The organism is Aeribacillus sp. FSL K6-3256, assembly GCF_037965805.1.
GTDB classification, from domain to species: domain Bacteria; phylum Bacillota; class Bacilli; order Bacillales; family Aeribacillaceae; genus Aeribacillus; species Aeribacillus composti.
This window is the reverse complement of record NZ_CP150188.1, coordinates 3,292,800-3,308,185: the sequence shown is the minus strand read 5'-3', so window position 1 is coordinate 3,308,185 and position 15,386 is coordinate 3,292,800. Positions and strand designations below refer to the sequence as shown.

Sequence of the window (15,386 nt, the reverse complement as noted above, 5' to 3'; positions counted from 1 at the left end):
TAATAGGAAATGAAGTTTATTGGAGAGATTAGCGTGCAATTAAATTCCAACAAGATTATTGAAGCCTGTTTGCTGGCTGGTAAAATTATGCTTGAAAATGGAGCAGAAACGTACCGCGTTGAGGATACGATGCAGAGGATGGCTACATCCCTTGGTATAAAGCAGTCTCATTGTTTTGCTATGCCCACTGGAATTATATTTTCCATTGACGAAATGGAACAGACAAAACTTGTACGTGTGCTGGAACGGACAATAGATTTAAATAAAGTTGCGATGGTGAACAACATTTCTAGAAGGATGGCGCAGGGTGAAATATCTGTTGATGAAGCTTTGCTGGAACTGAAGCAAATAGACGAATCAAAACCTGAATATCCAGTTTGGCTGCAATTGACCTCCGTTTCCATCTTGAGCGGCTGGTTTTTAATCATGTTTCAAGGAAAGTGGGCAGATTTTGTTCCTGCCATGATTTCAGGCGGCTTAGGTTTTGCATTTTTAGTTTATGTTCATCGTTTTGCTAAAATTAAATTTTTTTCAGAGTTCCTAGCATCGTTTGTCATTGGATTTACAGCCATTTGGCAGGTGAAGCTGGGCATCGGGACCGATTTAGATAAAATTATTATCGGTTCTGTCATGCCGCTTGTACCGGGGCTGCATATCACGAATGCTGTCCGCGATTTGATGGCAGGACATTTAGTGGCTGGATTATCAAAGGGAGCTGAAGCGTTTTTAACAGCTTTTGCGATCGGATCAGGAATTGCCATCGTTTTATCGATTTATTAATTGAAAGGATTGTTGTCATGCTGTCACAACTTGCAGCAAGCTTTATTGCAGCATTTGCATTTGGAATTATTTTTAATGTACCAAAAAAGACGTTATTTGCATGCGGAATTGCGGGAGCAGTTGGATGGCTTTCGTATTTATTCTTGATTCATTTTAAGATGGATTTAATTATCGCTGCATTTATTTCAGCGCTTCTTGTTGCCTTCATTAGTCACTTGTTTACGAAAATGTATAAAGCGCCGATCATCATTTTTTCTGTTCCAGGTATTATTCCGCTTGTCCCAGGAGGGATTGCGTATGATGCCATGCGCCATGTAGTCGAGCAAGACTATTTTACGGCGATTGAACTAGCAGCTAAAGCTTTTATCATATCAGGAGCCATCGCCATGGGACTAGTGTTTTCCGAAGTATTGAATCGGATGATTATGAAAATTATTCGGTAGTAGCTCTTTTCAATTAGTTTACCGGTGCATTTGCCGCTTAGGGAACAAATTTTTATACATGTCAGTTTTCATGGTCTTGCTTAGCTGGTTATGTTTTTTAAGGTGGGGGCGGTAGCTCTTTTCAATTGATTTGCCGCCTAGGAATAAATTTTTTTACATACTAGCTTTCATAGTCCCGCTGACCGGCTATGAATTTTTGAGGTGGGAAATCGCTCTTTTCAACTGACGTGTCGATGTTCACTGACCGGATTAAACTTTTTGAGGTGAGCTGCCATGCTTTATCAAGTTTTTGTGTATGGAACGTTGTTAGTCGGCGAAGCAAATCATCATGTTGTAGAGCCCTATTTAATCTCTTGCAAAAAGGGGCATGTGAAAGGCCGACTGTATGATGTAGGAGATTATCCAGCGCTTGTTCTTGATGAAGGAGAAGACGAAGTTGCCGGTGAATGGCTCATTGTGACAGAAGAAGGATTAAGGCAAATGGATTTGCTGGAGGATTTTTTAGAAGGCCGGCCGAATAATGAGTATGAGCGTGTTTGGGTCAAGGATAGCCGGCAAAATATAGAAGGTTTTGTTTACGTATATTCCTTGGAAAAAGCGCAGCATCTTCCTATCATATATTCCAATTCATGGCGAGAGCATCGGAGAAATCAAAAGTAAAAGGCTGATTCAACACATTGCTTTTCAGCGATGTTGAGTCAGCCTTCTTATTGGTTGTTTAATTAATATGTTTTCTTGTTCATTGCATTCGATTGAGGGGCTGTCCAGAAGGTCAAATCCCTATTGAAAAACAAAAAATCATAAACATCGATATATCAACATTTCTAAAACATAAAAGGGAGCCGTCAATAAGCCAAAAAACGACTTATTAGACAGCCCCGTGTTTAAACAGGCAGAATGAACCATCCTGCTTACATTATTTCAATTTGATGAGCTGTTCATATTTTTCAAGAATTAGTTTTGTTAACGGGTCGTTTTCGTCAAGCTGGCTGTACTGCTTCAAAGCTGCAGATGCTCCTTTTGTTTTAATGATTTCTTGCAATTCGACTGCCTCTTGGTCTTCTTTATAGTCAAACAATAGCGCAGCTGCTACGGCTGTTGCAAGATTTTCAGGTTTTTGACCGAATTCCATTAATCTTTTTGCTGGTAAAATTAATCGGTCGTTTGCGCCAAGCTTGCGAATAGGTGATCTGGCTACTCTAGTGACATTATCGGAAATTTGTTTGTTTTCAAATCTAGAGATAATCTTATCGATATATTTTTGATGCTCGGAACGATCAAAATGATAAGTTTTCGCCAGCATGTCGCCGGTTTCAGCTAGCGCGCCTTCTAAAATTGGGCGGACAAACGGGTCCAATACAGCTTTGTCGATTGTTTCTATATTTTTGAAATAGCCTAAATAAGCTGCAGTAGCATGTCCAGTGTTGACAGTAAATAGCTTGCGCTCAATATATGGATTTAAGTCGTCAACATAGGTGATTCCTTGAATATTTGGCAAGCTTCCTTTTATGTCTTTTTTTTCCACGACCCATTCAAAAAATGGTTCAACAGAAACTTTTAAAGGGTCCTCGTGGGTTTGTAATGGAACGATGCGGTCGACAGCTGCATTAGGAAAGCCAACATATTGATCCAATTTTTGTTTTTCTTCATCTGTAAGCGATTTGCCCACTTCTTCTTTTAATAATTGGCTGCCGCCGATCATATTTTCACATGCAATAATGTTTAAAGGCTGGACTGACTGTTTAAATCGTTCCTTAAGTCCTGAAGCGATTGTCGGTGCAATGATTTTTAAAATATTTGGACCGACAGCCGTTGTAATTAAGTCAGCTTGGCAAATGAGATCGATAACTTTGTCAGTTTGTTTTGCACTGTTAATTCCTTTGACACCTGTGACGGTGATTGTTTCTTTTTTTTCGCTGGCTAATTCGATGATATAACTTCCTCTTTTATTTAGCTCAGAGATTAGATTTTCATTCACGTCAAGAAAATATATTTCATAGTTAGCTTGATTTAGAAGAGCGCCGATGAAGCCTCTTCCTATATTTCCAGCGCCGAACTGCAAAGCGATCATGTTTATTCCACCTCATTGAATAAATTGATTAATTCTTCTTTAGTTGCTGCATTGATTATACGGTCAACATTTTCTTCCTCTGAGCAAAGGATGGCGATTTTCGACAAGAGCTCCAAATGTTCGTTGTCTTTTCCGGCAATTCCGAACACTACTTTAGCAATGTTGCCTTCTCCATATTCTACGCCTTCAGGAATTTGAATAATGGAAATACCTGATGATAAAATGTCTTTTTTTCCTTCTTCTGTTCCATGAGGAATAGCTATATGGTTTCCCATGTATGTGGAAGTGATTTGTTCTCTTTCAAGCATTTTGCTGATATAATGTTCGTTCACATAGCCGTTTTCCACAAGAACCTTTCCAGCTAATTTAATAGCTTCCTCCTGATTGTCCACTTTTGCATTTAAAACAATATTCTCTGCTGTTAATATTTGCTTCATCTTAGTCACTCCAATTAAAAAATTTTTCTTTCATATAACGATGGAAAATCTCATTCAGCTTATGATAGACAGCTGCTTCATCTCCGCTTTCAAATAGTGTTAAACTGCTATTGCTCTCAATAATAGATGAACTGATTTGGCTTAATATTTCCAGCTTATTTTGAGTTAGCTGTTCAGGAGCTAAAAGCAGCAATATCCGGCTGATTTCCATCGCATTTCCGTCCATTCCGAGGACGTTGTCCGCTTTGTCCAAATCATAAATACGAAATAAAGGAATCAATACTTCTTCATCTTTTAAATGAAATAAAGCAATTTTTGTCCCGGGAATTCCCAATCCTCCTTTTTGTTCTCTCGCCAAAAGCTTCTTCGCAACGGATTCATCATTTGTGATCAATTTTTCTTTATGCAATGTGCGGGCGATTTCCAAAAGATTTTTTTTATGCTGTCCTGTATTTTCAAGCAAGCTCACATTGAAATGGAGCAAAACTGTTTTGATAATATCGCCCAGTTCAAAAAATTGATCGATGATGTGAATCATATCGTTTGAAGGATTTTTCCGGAAAGGAATGCCCGGAACATTGTTTTCGCTTCTTTTGAATTCTGTCAGCTTTTCATTCATGTACCTTTTTATTTTGGCGATATCATGCTCATTTAACAGCGGGTTAACTGTAATATATGGCACATGACGATACGGAAGATCGGTAGTTGAAATAATAATATCGTATTGGCTGACATCCAGCCTTTTTAAATCAATAAGAGAAGCAATATGAATGTTTTCTATTTCAGGAAATTCCTTGCGAAGTCTCGTTGCCAGCATTTTGGAAGAACCGATTCCGCTGGGGCAAACAACTAATCCTTGCAGCGAAATATTCTCCATCTTTGATTCTAAAGCGGAGCCAAAATGCAGTACGAGAAAGCCAATTTCATCCTCTGATAACTGAAGATCATAAAAGATTTTTTTTACCCCTTCTTCGACAGACGCGAAAAGGGCGGAAAATTTTGTTTTGATCTGTTGCAGCAGAGGATTGTGCGTATGAATCTTCTCTTTTGAACGTGTAATAGCAGGGACAAAATGGGCTACCAACCCTTGATATAAAGATTGATCTTCCGTCAAGGGAAAGCCGGTTTTGTTGGAAACAAATTCAATGAGCGCATGGACCTTTCTTGAAATGTCTACATCTACATCAAAGAAGGAAAAATCTTTATCTTCTTTTCTGCGCGCACCTAATAAATGAGTCGCGACATAGCCGATTTCCGCTTCAGGGAACTTGACCTGAAAGGCTTTTTCCAATTCTTTGACGATCATGCGGGCGGATTCGAATTCTTTTGTGCCTTTCAATTCTTGAAAAACTTGAGGATCGATATCGATCGTTTCGCCTTTTTGGATTCTTTCCGCTGCCAGCATTAAATGGACTGCAAGAGCAATATAGGCACTGTCCGCAATAGAAAATAAAATGGTTTGCCGAAAATTTTCAAGTACTCCTTCAACCGTTTTTATTTTTTCTTCATCAATGATTTCAAAAATTTTTTCCCTTTTTTCATTTTTCTCTTCTTTTATCTGCCTTTCAATTGCTTGCAAAAAACTTTTTTCATCCAATTTCTCCATTATAATGTTTCCAAGGAGAGCCCTCTTTCCATTTTCTGGTCCAATGAGTTCTATTCCGTATCCTCTTTTTCGGATGAGCTTCAAATCAAATTGAGCAATCCATTCTTCGATTTGATCTAAATCATTGCTTACAGTTGCAGAAGTGACGTTTAATTTTTCAGCTAGTGTAAACAGTTTTAGAGGCTCGCTGGCCTCTAAAAGTGAACATAGGATAAGCACTTTTCTTTCTTCCTGGCTAAAGTCTGTGTGCTCTCCAGATCGGATATCTTTTAATAAATTTTGTTTCCGCAGCGATGGACCGAATAAGCGAATTCCTTTTCCTTGCAGGCTGTCAATATAAAGACCATATTTTTTTATCACTTTTTTTATATTTTTAAGCTCCCGGTGAACTGTTCTTGAGCTGACGTTTAATCGTTCAGCGATCTCTTTTGTGGAAATGTGTCGGTCCTCCTGCAGCATTAATTCGATGATTTCCCGTTCTCTCGCCCGCAAGTACATGGAATTCACCCCTTTTAAAGTGCACAGCTGTGCAATCTGCTTATGACTGTTCTTTTAATTTTTCTAGCAGTTCATCGTACTTAGGACTGTTTAAGAAATTCTCAACAGAAATGTGTGTTGCATTAGGAAGCTTTGCTTTTGCTCTATCTGTTAAATCTTTATGTGTAAATACAATGTCTGCGTCATCAGGCAAATTGTTGATGGCAGTGTTTGTTACTTCGATATTTAACCCAGCTTTTTTGACTTTGTTTCGCAAAATGGAAGCGCCCATTGCACTGGATCCCATGCCTGCGTCACAAGCAAAAACAATCTTTTGGACATTGGCTAATTCATTTTCTTGCAGCTCGGCATCTTCACTGTCTTTTTGCGCTTGATTTGTGAGCATTTCTGCTGCTTTGCTTTCTTTACCTTTTAATTGCTGCATTTTCTCTGCTGCTGCTGATAAGTCTTCCTCGCTGTCTGCTTTCGCTGCTTTTAAGATGATGCTTGAGATGAGGAATGAAACAGCAGTTGCAACAATAACACCAGCCAACACACTTATATAATGTCCTTTTGGAGTCATAATCATTAATGCAATAATACTTCCCGGTGAAGGCACTGCCACAAGTCCGGCATCAAAAAGTAAGAATGTTAACACTCCGCTCGCTCCGCCGGCAATAGCAGCTAAAATTAATAATGGTCTCATTAAAATATAAGGGAAGTAAATTTCGTGAATTCCGCCCAAAAAGTGAATAATGGCTGCACCAGGAGCAGTTTGTTTAGAATTTCCTTTTCCAAACAGCATATAGGCAAGCAAAATTCCTAGACCTGGCCCTGGATTCGTTTCAAGCAAAAATAAAACGGATTTGCCTGTTTCTGCTGCTTGTTCAATTCCGAGCGGGCTTAAAATTCCATGATTAATCGCATTATTTAAAAACAGCACTTTTCCGGGTTCGATAAATATACTTGCGAGCGGAAGCAGGTTGGCATCGACAATGAATTTAACTCCACCTGCCAAAACGCTGCTCAAAGTTAAGACAATCGGGCCGATTCCTAAAAAAGCAATAATCGTTAAAATAGCAGCGACAATACCAGCTGAAAAATTGTTGACAAGCATCTCAAATCCGGATTTAACTTTTCCTTGGAACAGTCTGTCCACTTGCTTTATAATATACCCACCAAGAGGGCCCATTATCATGGCACCTAAAAACATTGGAATGTCCGCTCCAACGATTACTCCCATCGTTGCGGTTGCACCCACAACTCCTCCGCGCAGATCATACACCATGCGTCCGCCGGTAAAACCAATTAGAAGCGGCAACAAATATTGTATCATCGGATTCACTAGTTTTGCTAAAGCTTCATTTGGTGTCCAACCAGTCGGTATAAATAACGCAGTGATGAGTCCCCACGCAATAAATGCGCCGATATTTGGCATAATCATTCCGCTTAAATAACTGCCGAATCTCTGTATTTTTACTTTAATATTTGATTCTGCCATTGTGTTCACCCCTTTTATTTTTTTAGAATAATGTTTCTACATTTTAAATTTTAAAGCGTTATCATTGCGAGTCTCAATTTAAAGAAAAGTCAAGTTTGTCACTTTTGCTGCTGACAAAATTTATTTGAAGTTTAACCAAACGCATGCTTTTTATCCTTCTTTTTAGCTATTTTTTGGCATCTATCAGATGACAAATTTCCTGTATTTTATTACTATAAATGTAACTTCTATTTTCTGTATAAGGTGCTTGAAAATGGAATCGTATTATGTGGAGGGTATCGTAGTGGGGATGAAAAGACACGAAGCTCTGGAAGAGATTGAGAGAGTGCTGGGTATACGAGCTGTTGAAGTGCTGACTCATGTTGGAGAAGAATACTTTCGCTCCCTTGTTAAGTATATTGCAGAAACATTACATGCGCCAATAGTCCTTGTCGGAGAAGTGGACGAAACATCTTCAAAAATAAATGTACTAGCAATGTATCGAAATGGAAATTTGTCTGATGGAGATGTTCAGCCAATACTAGCTTTGGAAAGTTCTTTAAAGGAAGCGAGCTTTTACGAAAAATTAATTCACCAGTTATTCTCTAGATTAAAGGGAGATATAGAAGGCGCAGGTTATTTGGAAATACCTCTTAAAAGCAGCAAAGGGGAGATCATTGGGCTCATTTTTATTATAAACATAGAGACGACGGAGACAAAGGAGAAAGCCGAAACGATTTTTCGCTTGTTTAGGGATCGGACCGCGAAGGAAATAGCTAGGAATAAAAAGGAAAAAAGATTATTAAAGCTGGCACACTACGATTCGTTGACTAATTTATTAGAACGGGCTACTTTTCGAAAAATGGTTGATGAAGAAATAGGAAAACATCCTGAAATAAAAAGAGGCTTTTTCTTTATTGACATTGACAATTTTAAAATGATCAATGATTCTTTCGGACATAAGAAGGGAGACGAGCTGTTAGTCAAATTTGCAAAACGATTAAAAGACATAATGAAAAACGAAAACGCGCTTCTTTGCCGCAATAGCGGCGATGAATTTGTCATCATGCTGAGAGATGTAGAAAAGGATCAAGTTTATAATTTAGCTGCAAACCTTGTCAATGAGCTTCAATATCCACTAATTTTAGGAGAAAATGCTGTGTTTATCACAGTAAGCATAGGAGTTTCTTTTTTTCCTGAGCATGGTCACAATGCAGACACACTGATCCATCATGCTGACTTAGCCATGTATGAGGCAAAAAAGGATGGGAAAAGCACATATCGCTTCTATCAATCTTTTATGGAGCATCATTACGAACGTTTTCTCCTGAAGCAGGAGCTGCGGCGCGGTATTGCCAATAACGAGTTTGTCTTATATTATCAGCCGAAAGTTGACATAATTCAAAGGAGAACCATCGGGTTTGAGGCTTTAGTTCGATGGAATCACCCGGAGAAAGGGTTTCTCTCCCCATCAGAATTTATTGAGTTGGCTGAAGAAGATAATACGATTGAATTGATAGGAAACTTAGGATTGGATGAAGCGTGTAAACAGCTTAAATGCTGGCAGGAGGAATTTAGTAATAAACAATTAACGATTGCGGTCAATATGTCGGCACGTAAATTTTTTCATAGTGATTTAGTTCATCAAGTCCAGGAATCGATTTCAAAATACAAGCTGCCGTATTCTTCGCTTGTCATCGAAATAACGGAAACAACGGCCATAAAAGATTTTGAACATGCGGTAAAAATTATTCAAAAACTCCAATCATTAGGTGTGCACATTCATCTGGACGATTTCGGCAAAGGTTTTTCCTCTCTTTATTATTTGAATAGACTTCCTGTCAATGCAATTAAGATCGACCGTTCGTTTATACAACAAATCGGGCAGGGGCAAAAGGAAAATCCAATCGTCAACGCCATCATTGCAATGGCTCATTCTCTAAATTTGGATGTCATTGCAGAAGGGGTCGAGACAAATGTTCAGCTCAAATATTTGCTAGGGAAGGGCTGTCATATTATGCAAGGATACTATTTCAGTAAACCTTTGCCAGCGGATAAAGCCGGGGATTATTTAAGAAGAATGTAAATAATGATTCACTTCTGCCTCCATTTCTCAAGCCGTTTTGGGAGAGGAGGCATTTATATTTTCTGGATCGGCGTGTTATCAGAGTGCGTTTTTTCATATAAAAGATGCCGGCATATCGAGTCCGGTCTTTTTGTTTTGTAAAAATGTTTATGTGTTTGATAGACTGTGTTATGTTAAGGGAAGATCCCGTAGATTATGTATTAGTATATTTTGAGAAAGAAAGGATGAGGGAAAGGTTTTGCGCATTTTTGTGTATACAGTTTTGATAGCTATTTATATTTTATCTCGTTTTTTTCATGCCCCAGTCATAAGCTATAGCACTGGAGCTGTCGCTTTGGTAGCACTCGCAATTTCAGCGGTTTATGCCAGAGGACTATATCTCATTTCAGGTGCCATATTTTTATTGATTGGATTTGTTTTATTTATTCAAAGTAAGCAGCCATGGCATACGTTTATTTTGCATTTTGAGCAAGTGCTTGGTTTGCTTTCATTGTTTTTCGTATTGCCATTTATGAATTCCATCATTCGTGTCGGAAGGTATGATAAACATTTAAGCTTGTTACTTCAGGATCAAGCTGCTGATCTGAACCATTTATATCGGCGAAGCTCAGGAGTTTGTCATATACTCGGTCTATTTTTAAATATTGCTACAGCCCCCCTTCTTATTAAATCATTAAATGTTATACTGCATGATTTGCCCAAAAAAGTGCTAACGAAATTTTATTCGCAAAACTTGCTGCGCGCCTATGCTTTATGTCTTACTTGGAGCCCGATGGAGGTGATGGTGAGTTCAACGATAGACATTACAAAAGTGCAGTATTTTATCATTTTTCCAATTTTGCTTTCGATGGCAATCATAATGCTTGGGTTTGATTGGCTCATGTCTTCGTATAAATATAAAGGTATCCAAATCGCCTTTCATACGCCTCATTTTTTTAATAAGAAAAAGGGTTATAAAAAAGCTTTTGAATTAATCGGAATGCTGCTTTTGTTTATTTTCATGGTGTCGACTGTTCAACATTTTTTACAAAAAGGCTTTCTGTTTTCTGTTGTATTATTGATTATCCCATTTTCTGCTATTTGGTCTTTGTTTATTAAAAAAGGAAAAAGATATTTTACAGTTGCAATCCAGCATTGGAAAGAGCGGACAAGGGGATTAGCCAATTACTTTTTCATGTTTTTGGGAGCAGGTTTATTTGTAGAAATGCTGGCAGACTCGCAATTGCTATCATTTTTAAAACCTGTTTTTGAATTAGGAACTGAAAAGACGTTGATTTTATATAGTACAATAGGACTTTATTTTTTCATTACATCGTTAATTGGTTTTCACCCTTTAGTAGGTTTTGCTTTATTGTCAGAGCTCTTGCAGCCGTTTTTAGTCGACATACCATCAATTCCGCTATCCATTGTGTTAATATGCAGCAGCTTGTCGACTGTGATGTTCAGCCCTTTTAATATATCAGTATCAATTTTGTCTGATGAATTAAGCGCACAATCTTATCGGATCGGTTCATGGAATATGATTTTTGCATTAGGGTACATTGGGTTCGGCATTGTGGTAGCATGTTTTGTTGAAATGTTTTTTATGTATTGACACCGTTTACAATAAAACTTATAATCTTCTTAAAAAGAGATTATTTTCAAATTTCTCAACAATAAATATTTTTTAGATCGATCTAATAGAATTTTTAGATCGATCTAAAAAGCTCGGATATTGGATCGATCTAATGGAAGAGTAAACAGAGCCAAATCGATGTGATAAGCAGGTGATTAGATGAGAAAAGCTCAGCCATTTATTAACGGATGTTGGATCAATTCGGGGCGGCCAGTAGTACAGGTGCGGAGCCCTTATTCTGGCGAAATAATCGGTGAGCAGCTGCTGTCAACAAAGGAAGATGTTGAAAATGCTTTATCCTCAGCATTTCAAGCAAAAAAAGAGATTGCAGGAATTCCAGTTTACGAGAGAGCCAATATTTTAAAAAAAGCATCTTCCTTGCTAGACAGCAGAAAAGAGACATTCGCAAAATTTATTTCCGAGGAACTCGGCAAGCCATTGAAAAACACATTGGATGAAGTATCCCGCTCGGTTGAAACATTGGAACAATCAGCGGAAGAAGCAAAACGGCTGATCGGAGAAACGATACCGGGAAGCGCTTCGCAGCGCGGAACGAAAGCATTGGCCATGACGTTTCGTGTTCCGGTTGGGGTTGTTGCAGCTATCACCCCATTTAATGCGCCGTTAAATCTCATTTGTCATAAGATCGGACCTGCATTTGCAGCCGGAAACAGTGTTGTGTTAAAGCCTGCTCCTCAGACGCCTTTAATTGCAGCGGAACTGCTGAAGCTTCTGCTTGAAGCAGGCTTTCCAAAACACGGTATTAATATGGTGCTAGGAGGAGCAGAAGTCGGTCAGCAAATTGTTCAGGATGACCGGGTCAATGTTATTTCGTTTACAGGTGGAGTTGCTGCCAGCCGTAATATATGTGACTTGGCTGGAATGAAAAAAGTGCTGTTAGAGCTAGGAGGAAATGCCGCAACCATTGTACACGAAGATGCTGATTTAAAGAGAGCGGCAGCTTTATGTGCCTTAACAGGCTACAGCAATTCCGGTCAAAGCTGCATTTCCGTTCAAAGAATTTATGTACACGAGACTGTCGTTGAGCCGTTTACAAAACTTTTCAAAGAGAAAGTGGAGCAATTAAAGGTTGGAGATCCATTATCGCCGGATACAGATATTGGCTGTTTGGTGGATGAACGAGCGGCGGAACGCGTTATGAATTGGATCAAGGAAGCAGTCCAATCCGGAGCCGAGTTGATTACCGGAGGAAAACAGCATGGGGCGACAGTTGAGCCGACTGTTCTTCTGAATCCGCCGAAGCAAAGCAAAGTTGTATGTGAAGAAGTGTTCGGCCCGATTGTCAGCATTATTCCGTATTGTACGATTGAAGAGGCAATAGCGGAAACAAATAATTCGTCCTTTGGACTTCAAGCGGGATTATTTACAAACCGCATGGATGTCATTTATCAAGCAGCTAAGGAGCTGGAAGTAGGAGGCGTTGTAATCAACGGCACTTCAAATTTCCGGCTTGACCATTGGCCTTACGGCGGTGTGAAAAATAGCGGGATTGGCCGGGAGGGGCCGCGTTATGCAATTCAGGAAATGACAGAAATGAAGATGATTGTTTTTCAAGATCCTTATTGAATGAAACAAACATGGTGGTGTACAGATTGATTGAGCTATATGTAAAAAAACCGAACGAACTAGAGCTGCGGCATAACAACTCAGTTCCAGCTCCAAAAGGCGATGAGGTAAAAATTCAATTAGTATATGGAGGGATTTGCGGTTCTGATTTAAGTGTTTATAAAGGAAAGCTCCCTTATGCAAAATATCCCGTTCGCGCCGGCCACGAACTTGTTGGGGTGATTGTGGAAAAAGGGGAACAAGCTTCATTTAAAATTGGAACAAGGTGCGTTGTTTTACCGAATACATTTTGTGGAGTATGCGATCAATGCCAAAAAGGTTTGACAAATATATGCCGGAACAAGAAATCGTTAGGCGTAAATATTGATGGAGGGTTTGCCCAAGAGTTTAACATTTCTTCCAAATATGTTTTAGCAGTGCCTGATGACTTGCCGAATAAAAAAGCAGTTCTCGTAGAGCCGCTCGCAGTTATCGTCCATGCCTTTAAAAAGGTCAATGTGGAAAAAAATATGAAGGTAGCTGTCGTCGGCTGCGGGAATGAAGGAATGCTGGCAGCGGCGCTCGCCCATTATTTAGGTGCAAAAGTGACAGCGATTGACATCAATCAGCACAAGCTTGATTTAGTTAGAGAAATCGGTGATATTTCAGTTTTCTTGCCGCATGAGATTGAATCGCTTGAAACGTTTGACGTTGTATTTGAAGCAGCCGGTACAAAGGTTTCAGTTGAAAGCGCTGTAAAATTGGCGAAGCCAGGAGGAGCTGTCGTTTTGATTGGGCTGGCGCAGGAGGCGAATTTTCCGATTGTTCATATTGTGCGCAGTGAAATCACAATATATGGTTCAATAATTTATCAATTTCCAGATGACTATTTGCAAGCGATTGAATATCTACGGGATCCTGAGTTTTCCGTCGAACAAATTGTTTCTAAAATTTTTTCCATTACCGACTACAAGGAAGCTTATGAAACGGCCGCTTCCGGAAATGCTGGAAAAGTTATTTTAAGCTTTAAGGAGGCAGAAAAATTATGAAAAAGCTGGTTTCCGATCAACTCGTTCAATATTTGGAAAACCGCGGGGTTGAACATATTTTTGGTCTTTGCGGCCACACAAACATTGCTGTTTTAGCCGCTTTAGAAAAAAGCTCCATCAAGTTTGTAAATGTAAGGCATGAGCAAATTGCTGCACATATGGCAGACGGGTATGCGAGGGCAAAAAAGGAAGCGGCAGTTGTCTTAAGCCATCTTGGACCAGGATTGACGAACGCTGCAACAGGTGTTGCAAATGCCGCTTTAGATTCCATTCCGATGGTTGTCATTGCAGGGGATGTACCGAGTCATTTCTATGGAAAGCACCCACATCAAGAAATTAACCTGCATGCAGATGCATCCCAATACGAAATATACCGCCCGTTTGTTAAACGTGCATGGCGGGTTGACCGGCCGGATCTGTTTCCGGAAATTTTAGAAAAAGCATTTCAATTAGCTGAAAGCGGAAGACCAGGACCTGTTTTAGTATCTGTGCCAATGGATATTTTCTCGAAGGAGGTCGATATTGCTTTATTTGAAAAATTGAATCATCATACGAAAAAGTTGCATAAGCCTTCTATCGATAACGAGACTGCAAAAGAAATTGTCGAGAAACTAATCAAGGCGGAAAATCCATTGATTTATGCTGGAGGAGGCATTATGCTAGCCGATGCTTCCAAAGAATTGAAGGAATTAGCTGAACATTTTGACATTCCTGTTGCCTACACATTAATGGGCAAGGGAGCCATTTCCGACGATCATCCATTAGCCTTGGGCATGACAGGCTTCTGGGGAACAAAATTTGTGAATGATATGTGTTTGCATGCAGATTTGATTTTAGCACTCGGCACAAGATTTTCAGAGGCGGATTGCAGCTCCTGGGAGCCGGAATACACCTTTAACATTCCGAAAACGAAATTGATTCATATTGATATTGATCCGAACGAGATTGGAAGAAATTATCCGACTGAAATCGGAATTGTGGCAGATTTAAAACAAGCGCTTTCCGTAATAAACCGGGTGGCGAAAGAGCTCGTTCCTAATGGAAAAGAAAATAAAGAGCTGAAACAGAAAATTTCTCAATATAAACAAGAATTTCGTAAACAGAATGAGGAACATATTCGCAATAACTGCTATCCGATGCGTCCGGAGCGGATTTTACAAGAAGTGCGTGAAGTGCTGCCAAGAAATGCTTTTATAACAACGGATGTCGGCTGGAATAAAAATGGGGTTGGACAGCAATTTCCGGTATATGAAGCGGGCACTATTTTCACGCCTGGGGGCTATTGCACGATGGGCTTTGGTGCGCCCGCAGCATTAGGAGTAAAAATAGCGCATCCAGATAAAGTGGTCGTTTCATTAGTAGGTGATGGAGGCTTCGGACAAAATCCGGCGCTTCTTGCCACCGCTGTTGAAGAAAATATTCCGGTTGTCTGGGTGATCATGAACAATCATGCTTTTGGAACCATAGCCGGACTGGAAAAAGCCCACTTCGACACAACCTACGGAACGGTATTTCGAAAAGATGGAAAGCCGTATTCACCTGATTATGCAGCCATTGCGAAGGCTTACGGTGTGGAAGGTGTAAAAGTTCAAGCTGCAGCGGAATTCAAGCCAGCATTGCAGCGGGCCATTGAAGCAAATAAACCGTTTGTGATTGATGTGGAGATGATCAATGTACCAACGCCGACAGCAGGACATTGGAATATTATGGACATCTATTCCCCGGATAGGAAAGTTCACCATGTTTCAGTGGATTAAAACATTTCCAATTAAATTA

Annotated in this window: 12 protein-coding genes; 8 read left to right on the top strand and 4 right to left on the bottom strand. The window is 39.6% G+C overall.

Features of this window, described 5'->3' with window-relative positions; genetic code table 11:
• Positions 1-87 precede the first annotated feature (87 nt).
• The 3 genes from NSQ84_RS15950 (at position 88) to NSQ84_RS15940 (ending at position 1,883) form a co-directional block, all read left to right on the top strand.
• Positions 88-780 (top strand): threonine/serine exporter family protein, encoded by a 693-nt coding sequence (locus NSQ84_RS15950; protein WP_339212798.1) that lies wholly within the window; start codon positions 88-90, stop codon positions 778-780.
• Between the two features lie 17 nt (positions 781-797).
• Positions 798-1,223, top strand: a complete 426-nt coding sequence (locus NSQ84_RS15945) for a threonine/serine exporter family protein (RefSeq protein WP_063386829.1) — start codon at positions 798-800, stop codon at positions 1,221-1,223.
• Between the two features lie 273 nt (positions 1,224-1,496).
• Positions 1,497-1,883 carry a gamma-glutamylcyclotransferase family protein gene (locus NSQ84_RS15940; RefSeq protein WP_066250059.1) on the top strand — a complete coding sequence of 129 codons (387 nt, stop codon included), beginning with the start codon at positions 1,497-1,499 and terminating at the stop codon, positions 1,881-1,883.
• Between the two features lie 256 nt (positions 1,884-2,139).
• Here the strand turns inward: NSQ84_RS15940 and NSQ84_RS15935 are convergent, their stop codons facing one another.
• From NSQ84_RS15935 to NSQ84_RS15920, 4 genes are read right to left on the bottom strand one after another with little or no spacing between them, the layout of a single operon-like run.
• Positions 2,140-3,294, bottom strand: coding sequence for a mannitol-1-phosphate 5-dehydrogenase (locus NSQ84_RS15935; RefSeq protein WP_327859237.1), 1,155 nt, complete (start codon positions 3,292-3,294; stop codon positions 2,140-2,142).
• 2 nt (positions 3,295-3,296) lie between these two features.
• Positions 3,297-3,731, bottom strand: coding sequence for a PTS sugar transporter subunit IIA (locus tag NSQ84_RS15930; RefSeq protein ID WP_063386826.1), 435 nt, complete (start codon positions 3,729-3,731; stop codon positions 3,297-3,299).
• 1 nt (position 3,732) lies between these two features.
• Positions 3,733-5,835 carry a transcription antiterminator gene (locus NSQ84_RS15925; protein ID WP_327859236.1) on the bottom strand — a complete coding sequence of 701 codons (2,103 nt, stop codon included), beginning with the start codon at positions 5,833-5,835 and terminating at the stop codon, positions 3,733-3,735.
• 40 nt (positions 5,836-5,875) lie between these two features.
• On the bottom strand, positions 5,876-7,315 hold the full coding sequence (locus tag NSQ84_RS15920) for a PTS mannitol transporter subunit IICBA (RefSeq protein WP_327859235.1): 1,440 nt from the start codon (positions 7,313-7,315) through the stop codon (positions 5,876-5,878).
• 289 nt (positions 7,316-7,604) lie between these two features.
• On the opposite strand from NSQ84_RS15920, the gene NSQ84_RS15915 reads away from it, so the two are divergent.
• The 5 genes from NSQ84_RS15915 (at position 7,605) to NSQ84_RS15895 (ending at position 15,367) form a co-directional block, all read left to right on the top strand.
• Positions 7,605-9,380: an EAL domain-containing protein gene (locus tag NSQ84_RS15915; RefSeq protein ID WP_242009355.1), complete on the top strand. Its 1,776-nt coding sequence runs from the start codon at positions 7,605-7,607 to the stop codon at positions 9,378-9,380.
• Positions 9,381-9,618: 238 nt separating this feature from the next.
• Positions 9,619-10,974 (top strand): hypothetical protein, encoded by a 1,356-nt coding sequence (locus tag NSQ84_RS15910; protein WP_066250043.1) that lies wholly within the window; start codon positions 9,619-9,621, stop codon positions 10,972-10,974.
• A 180-nt stretch (positions 10,975-11,154) separates the two neighbouring features.
• Positions 11,155-12,582, top strand: a complete 1,428-nt coding sequence (locus tag NSQ84_RS15905) for an aldehyde dehydrogenase family protein (RefSeq protein WP_066250042.1) — start codon at positions 11,155-11,157, stop codon at positions 12,580-12,582.
• 26 nt (positions 12,583-12,608) lie between these two features.
• On the top strand, positions 12,609-13,610 hold the full coding sequence (locus NSQ84_RS15900) for an alcohol dehydrogenase catalytic domain-containing protein (RefSeq protein WP_066250038.1): 1,002 nt from the start codon (positions 12,609-12,611) through the stop codon (positions 13,608-13,610).
• Positions 13,607-15,367: a thiamine pyrophosphate-binding protein gene (locus NSQ84_RS15895; RefSeq protein WP_066250035.1), complete on the top strand. Its 1,761-nt coding sequence runs from the start codon at positions 13,607-13,609 to the stop codon at positions 15,365-15,367. Before NSQ84_RS15900 ends, NSQ84_RS15895 begins: the two co-directional genes overlap by 4 nt.
• Positions 15,368-15,386: the final 19 nt, after the last annotated feature.

Bases quoted from the DNA above. Each gene is read 5' to 3' on its own strand.
- NSQ84_RS15950 (WP_339212798.1), top strand. From the start codon at position 88: ATGCTTGAAAATGGAGCAGAAACGTACCGCGTTGAGGATACGATGCAG.
- NSQ84_RS15945 (WP_063386829.1), top strand. From the start codon at position 798: ATGCTGTCACAACTTGCAGCAAGCTTTATTGCAGCATTTGCATTTGGA.
- NSQ84_RS15935 (WP_327859237.1), bottom strand. From the start codon at position 3,294: ATGATCGCTTTGCAGTTCGGCGCTGGAAATATAGGAAGAGGCTTCATC.
- NSQ84_RS15915 (WP_242009355.1), top strand. From the start codon at position 7,605: ATGAAAAGACACGAAGCTCTGGAAGAGATTGAGAGAGTGCTGGGTATA.
- NSQ84_RS15895 (WP_066250035.1), top strand. From the start codon at position 13,607: ATGAAAAAGCTGGTTTCCGATCAACTCGTTCAATATTTGGAAAACCGC.
- NSQ84_RS15920 (WP_327859235.1), bottom strand. From the start codon at position 7,315: ATGGCAGAATCAAATATTAAAGTAAAAATACAGAGATTCGGCAGTTAT.
- NSQ84_RS15930 (WP_063386826.1), bottom strand. From the start codon at position 3,731: ATGAAGCAAATATTAACAGCAGAGAATATTGTTTTAAATGCAAAAGTG.
- NSQ84_RS15925 (WP_327859236.1), bottom strand. From the start codon at position 5,835: ATGTACTTGCGGGCGAGAGAACGGGAAATCATCGAATTAATGCTGCAG.
- NSQ84_RS15940 (WP_066250059.1), top strand. From the start codon at position 1,497: ATGCTTTATCAAGTTTTTGTGTATGGAACGTTGTTAGTCGGCGAAGCA.
- NSQ84_RS15905 (WP_066250042.1), top strand. From the start codon at position 11,155: ATGAGAAAAGCTCAGCCATTTATTAACGGATGTTGGATCAATTCGGGG.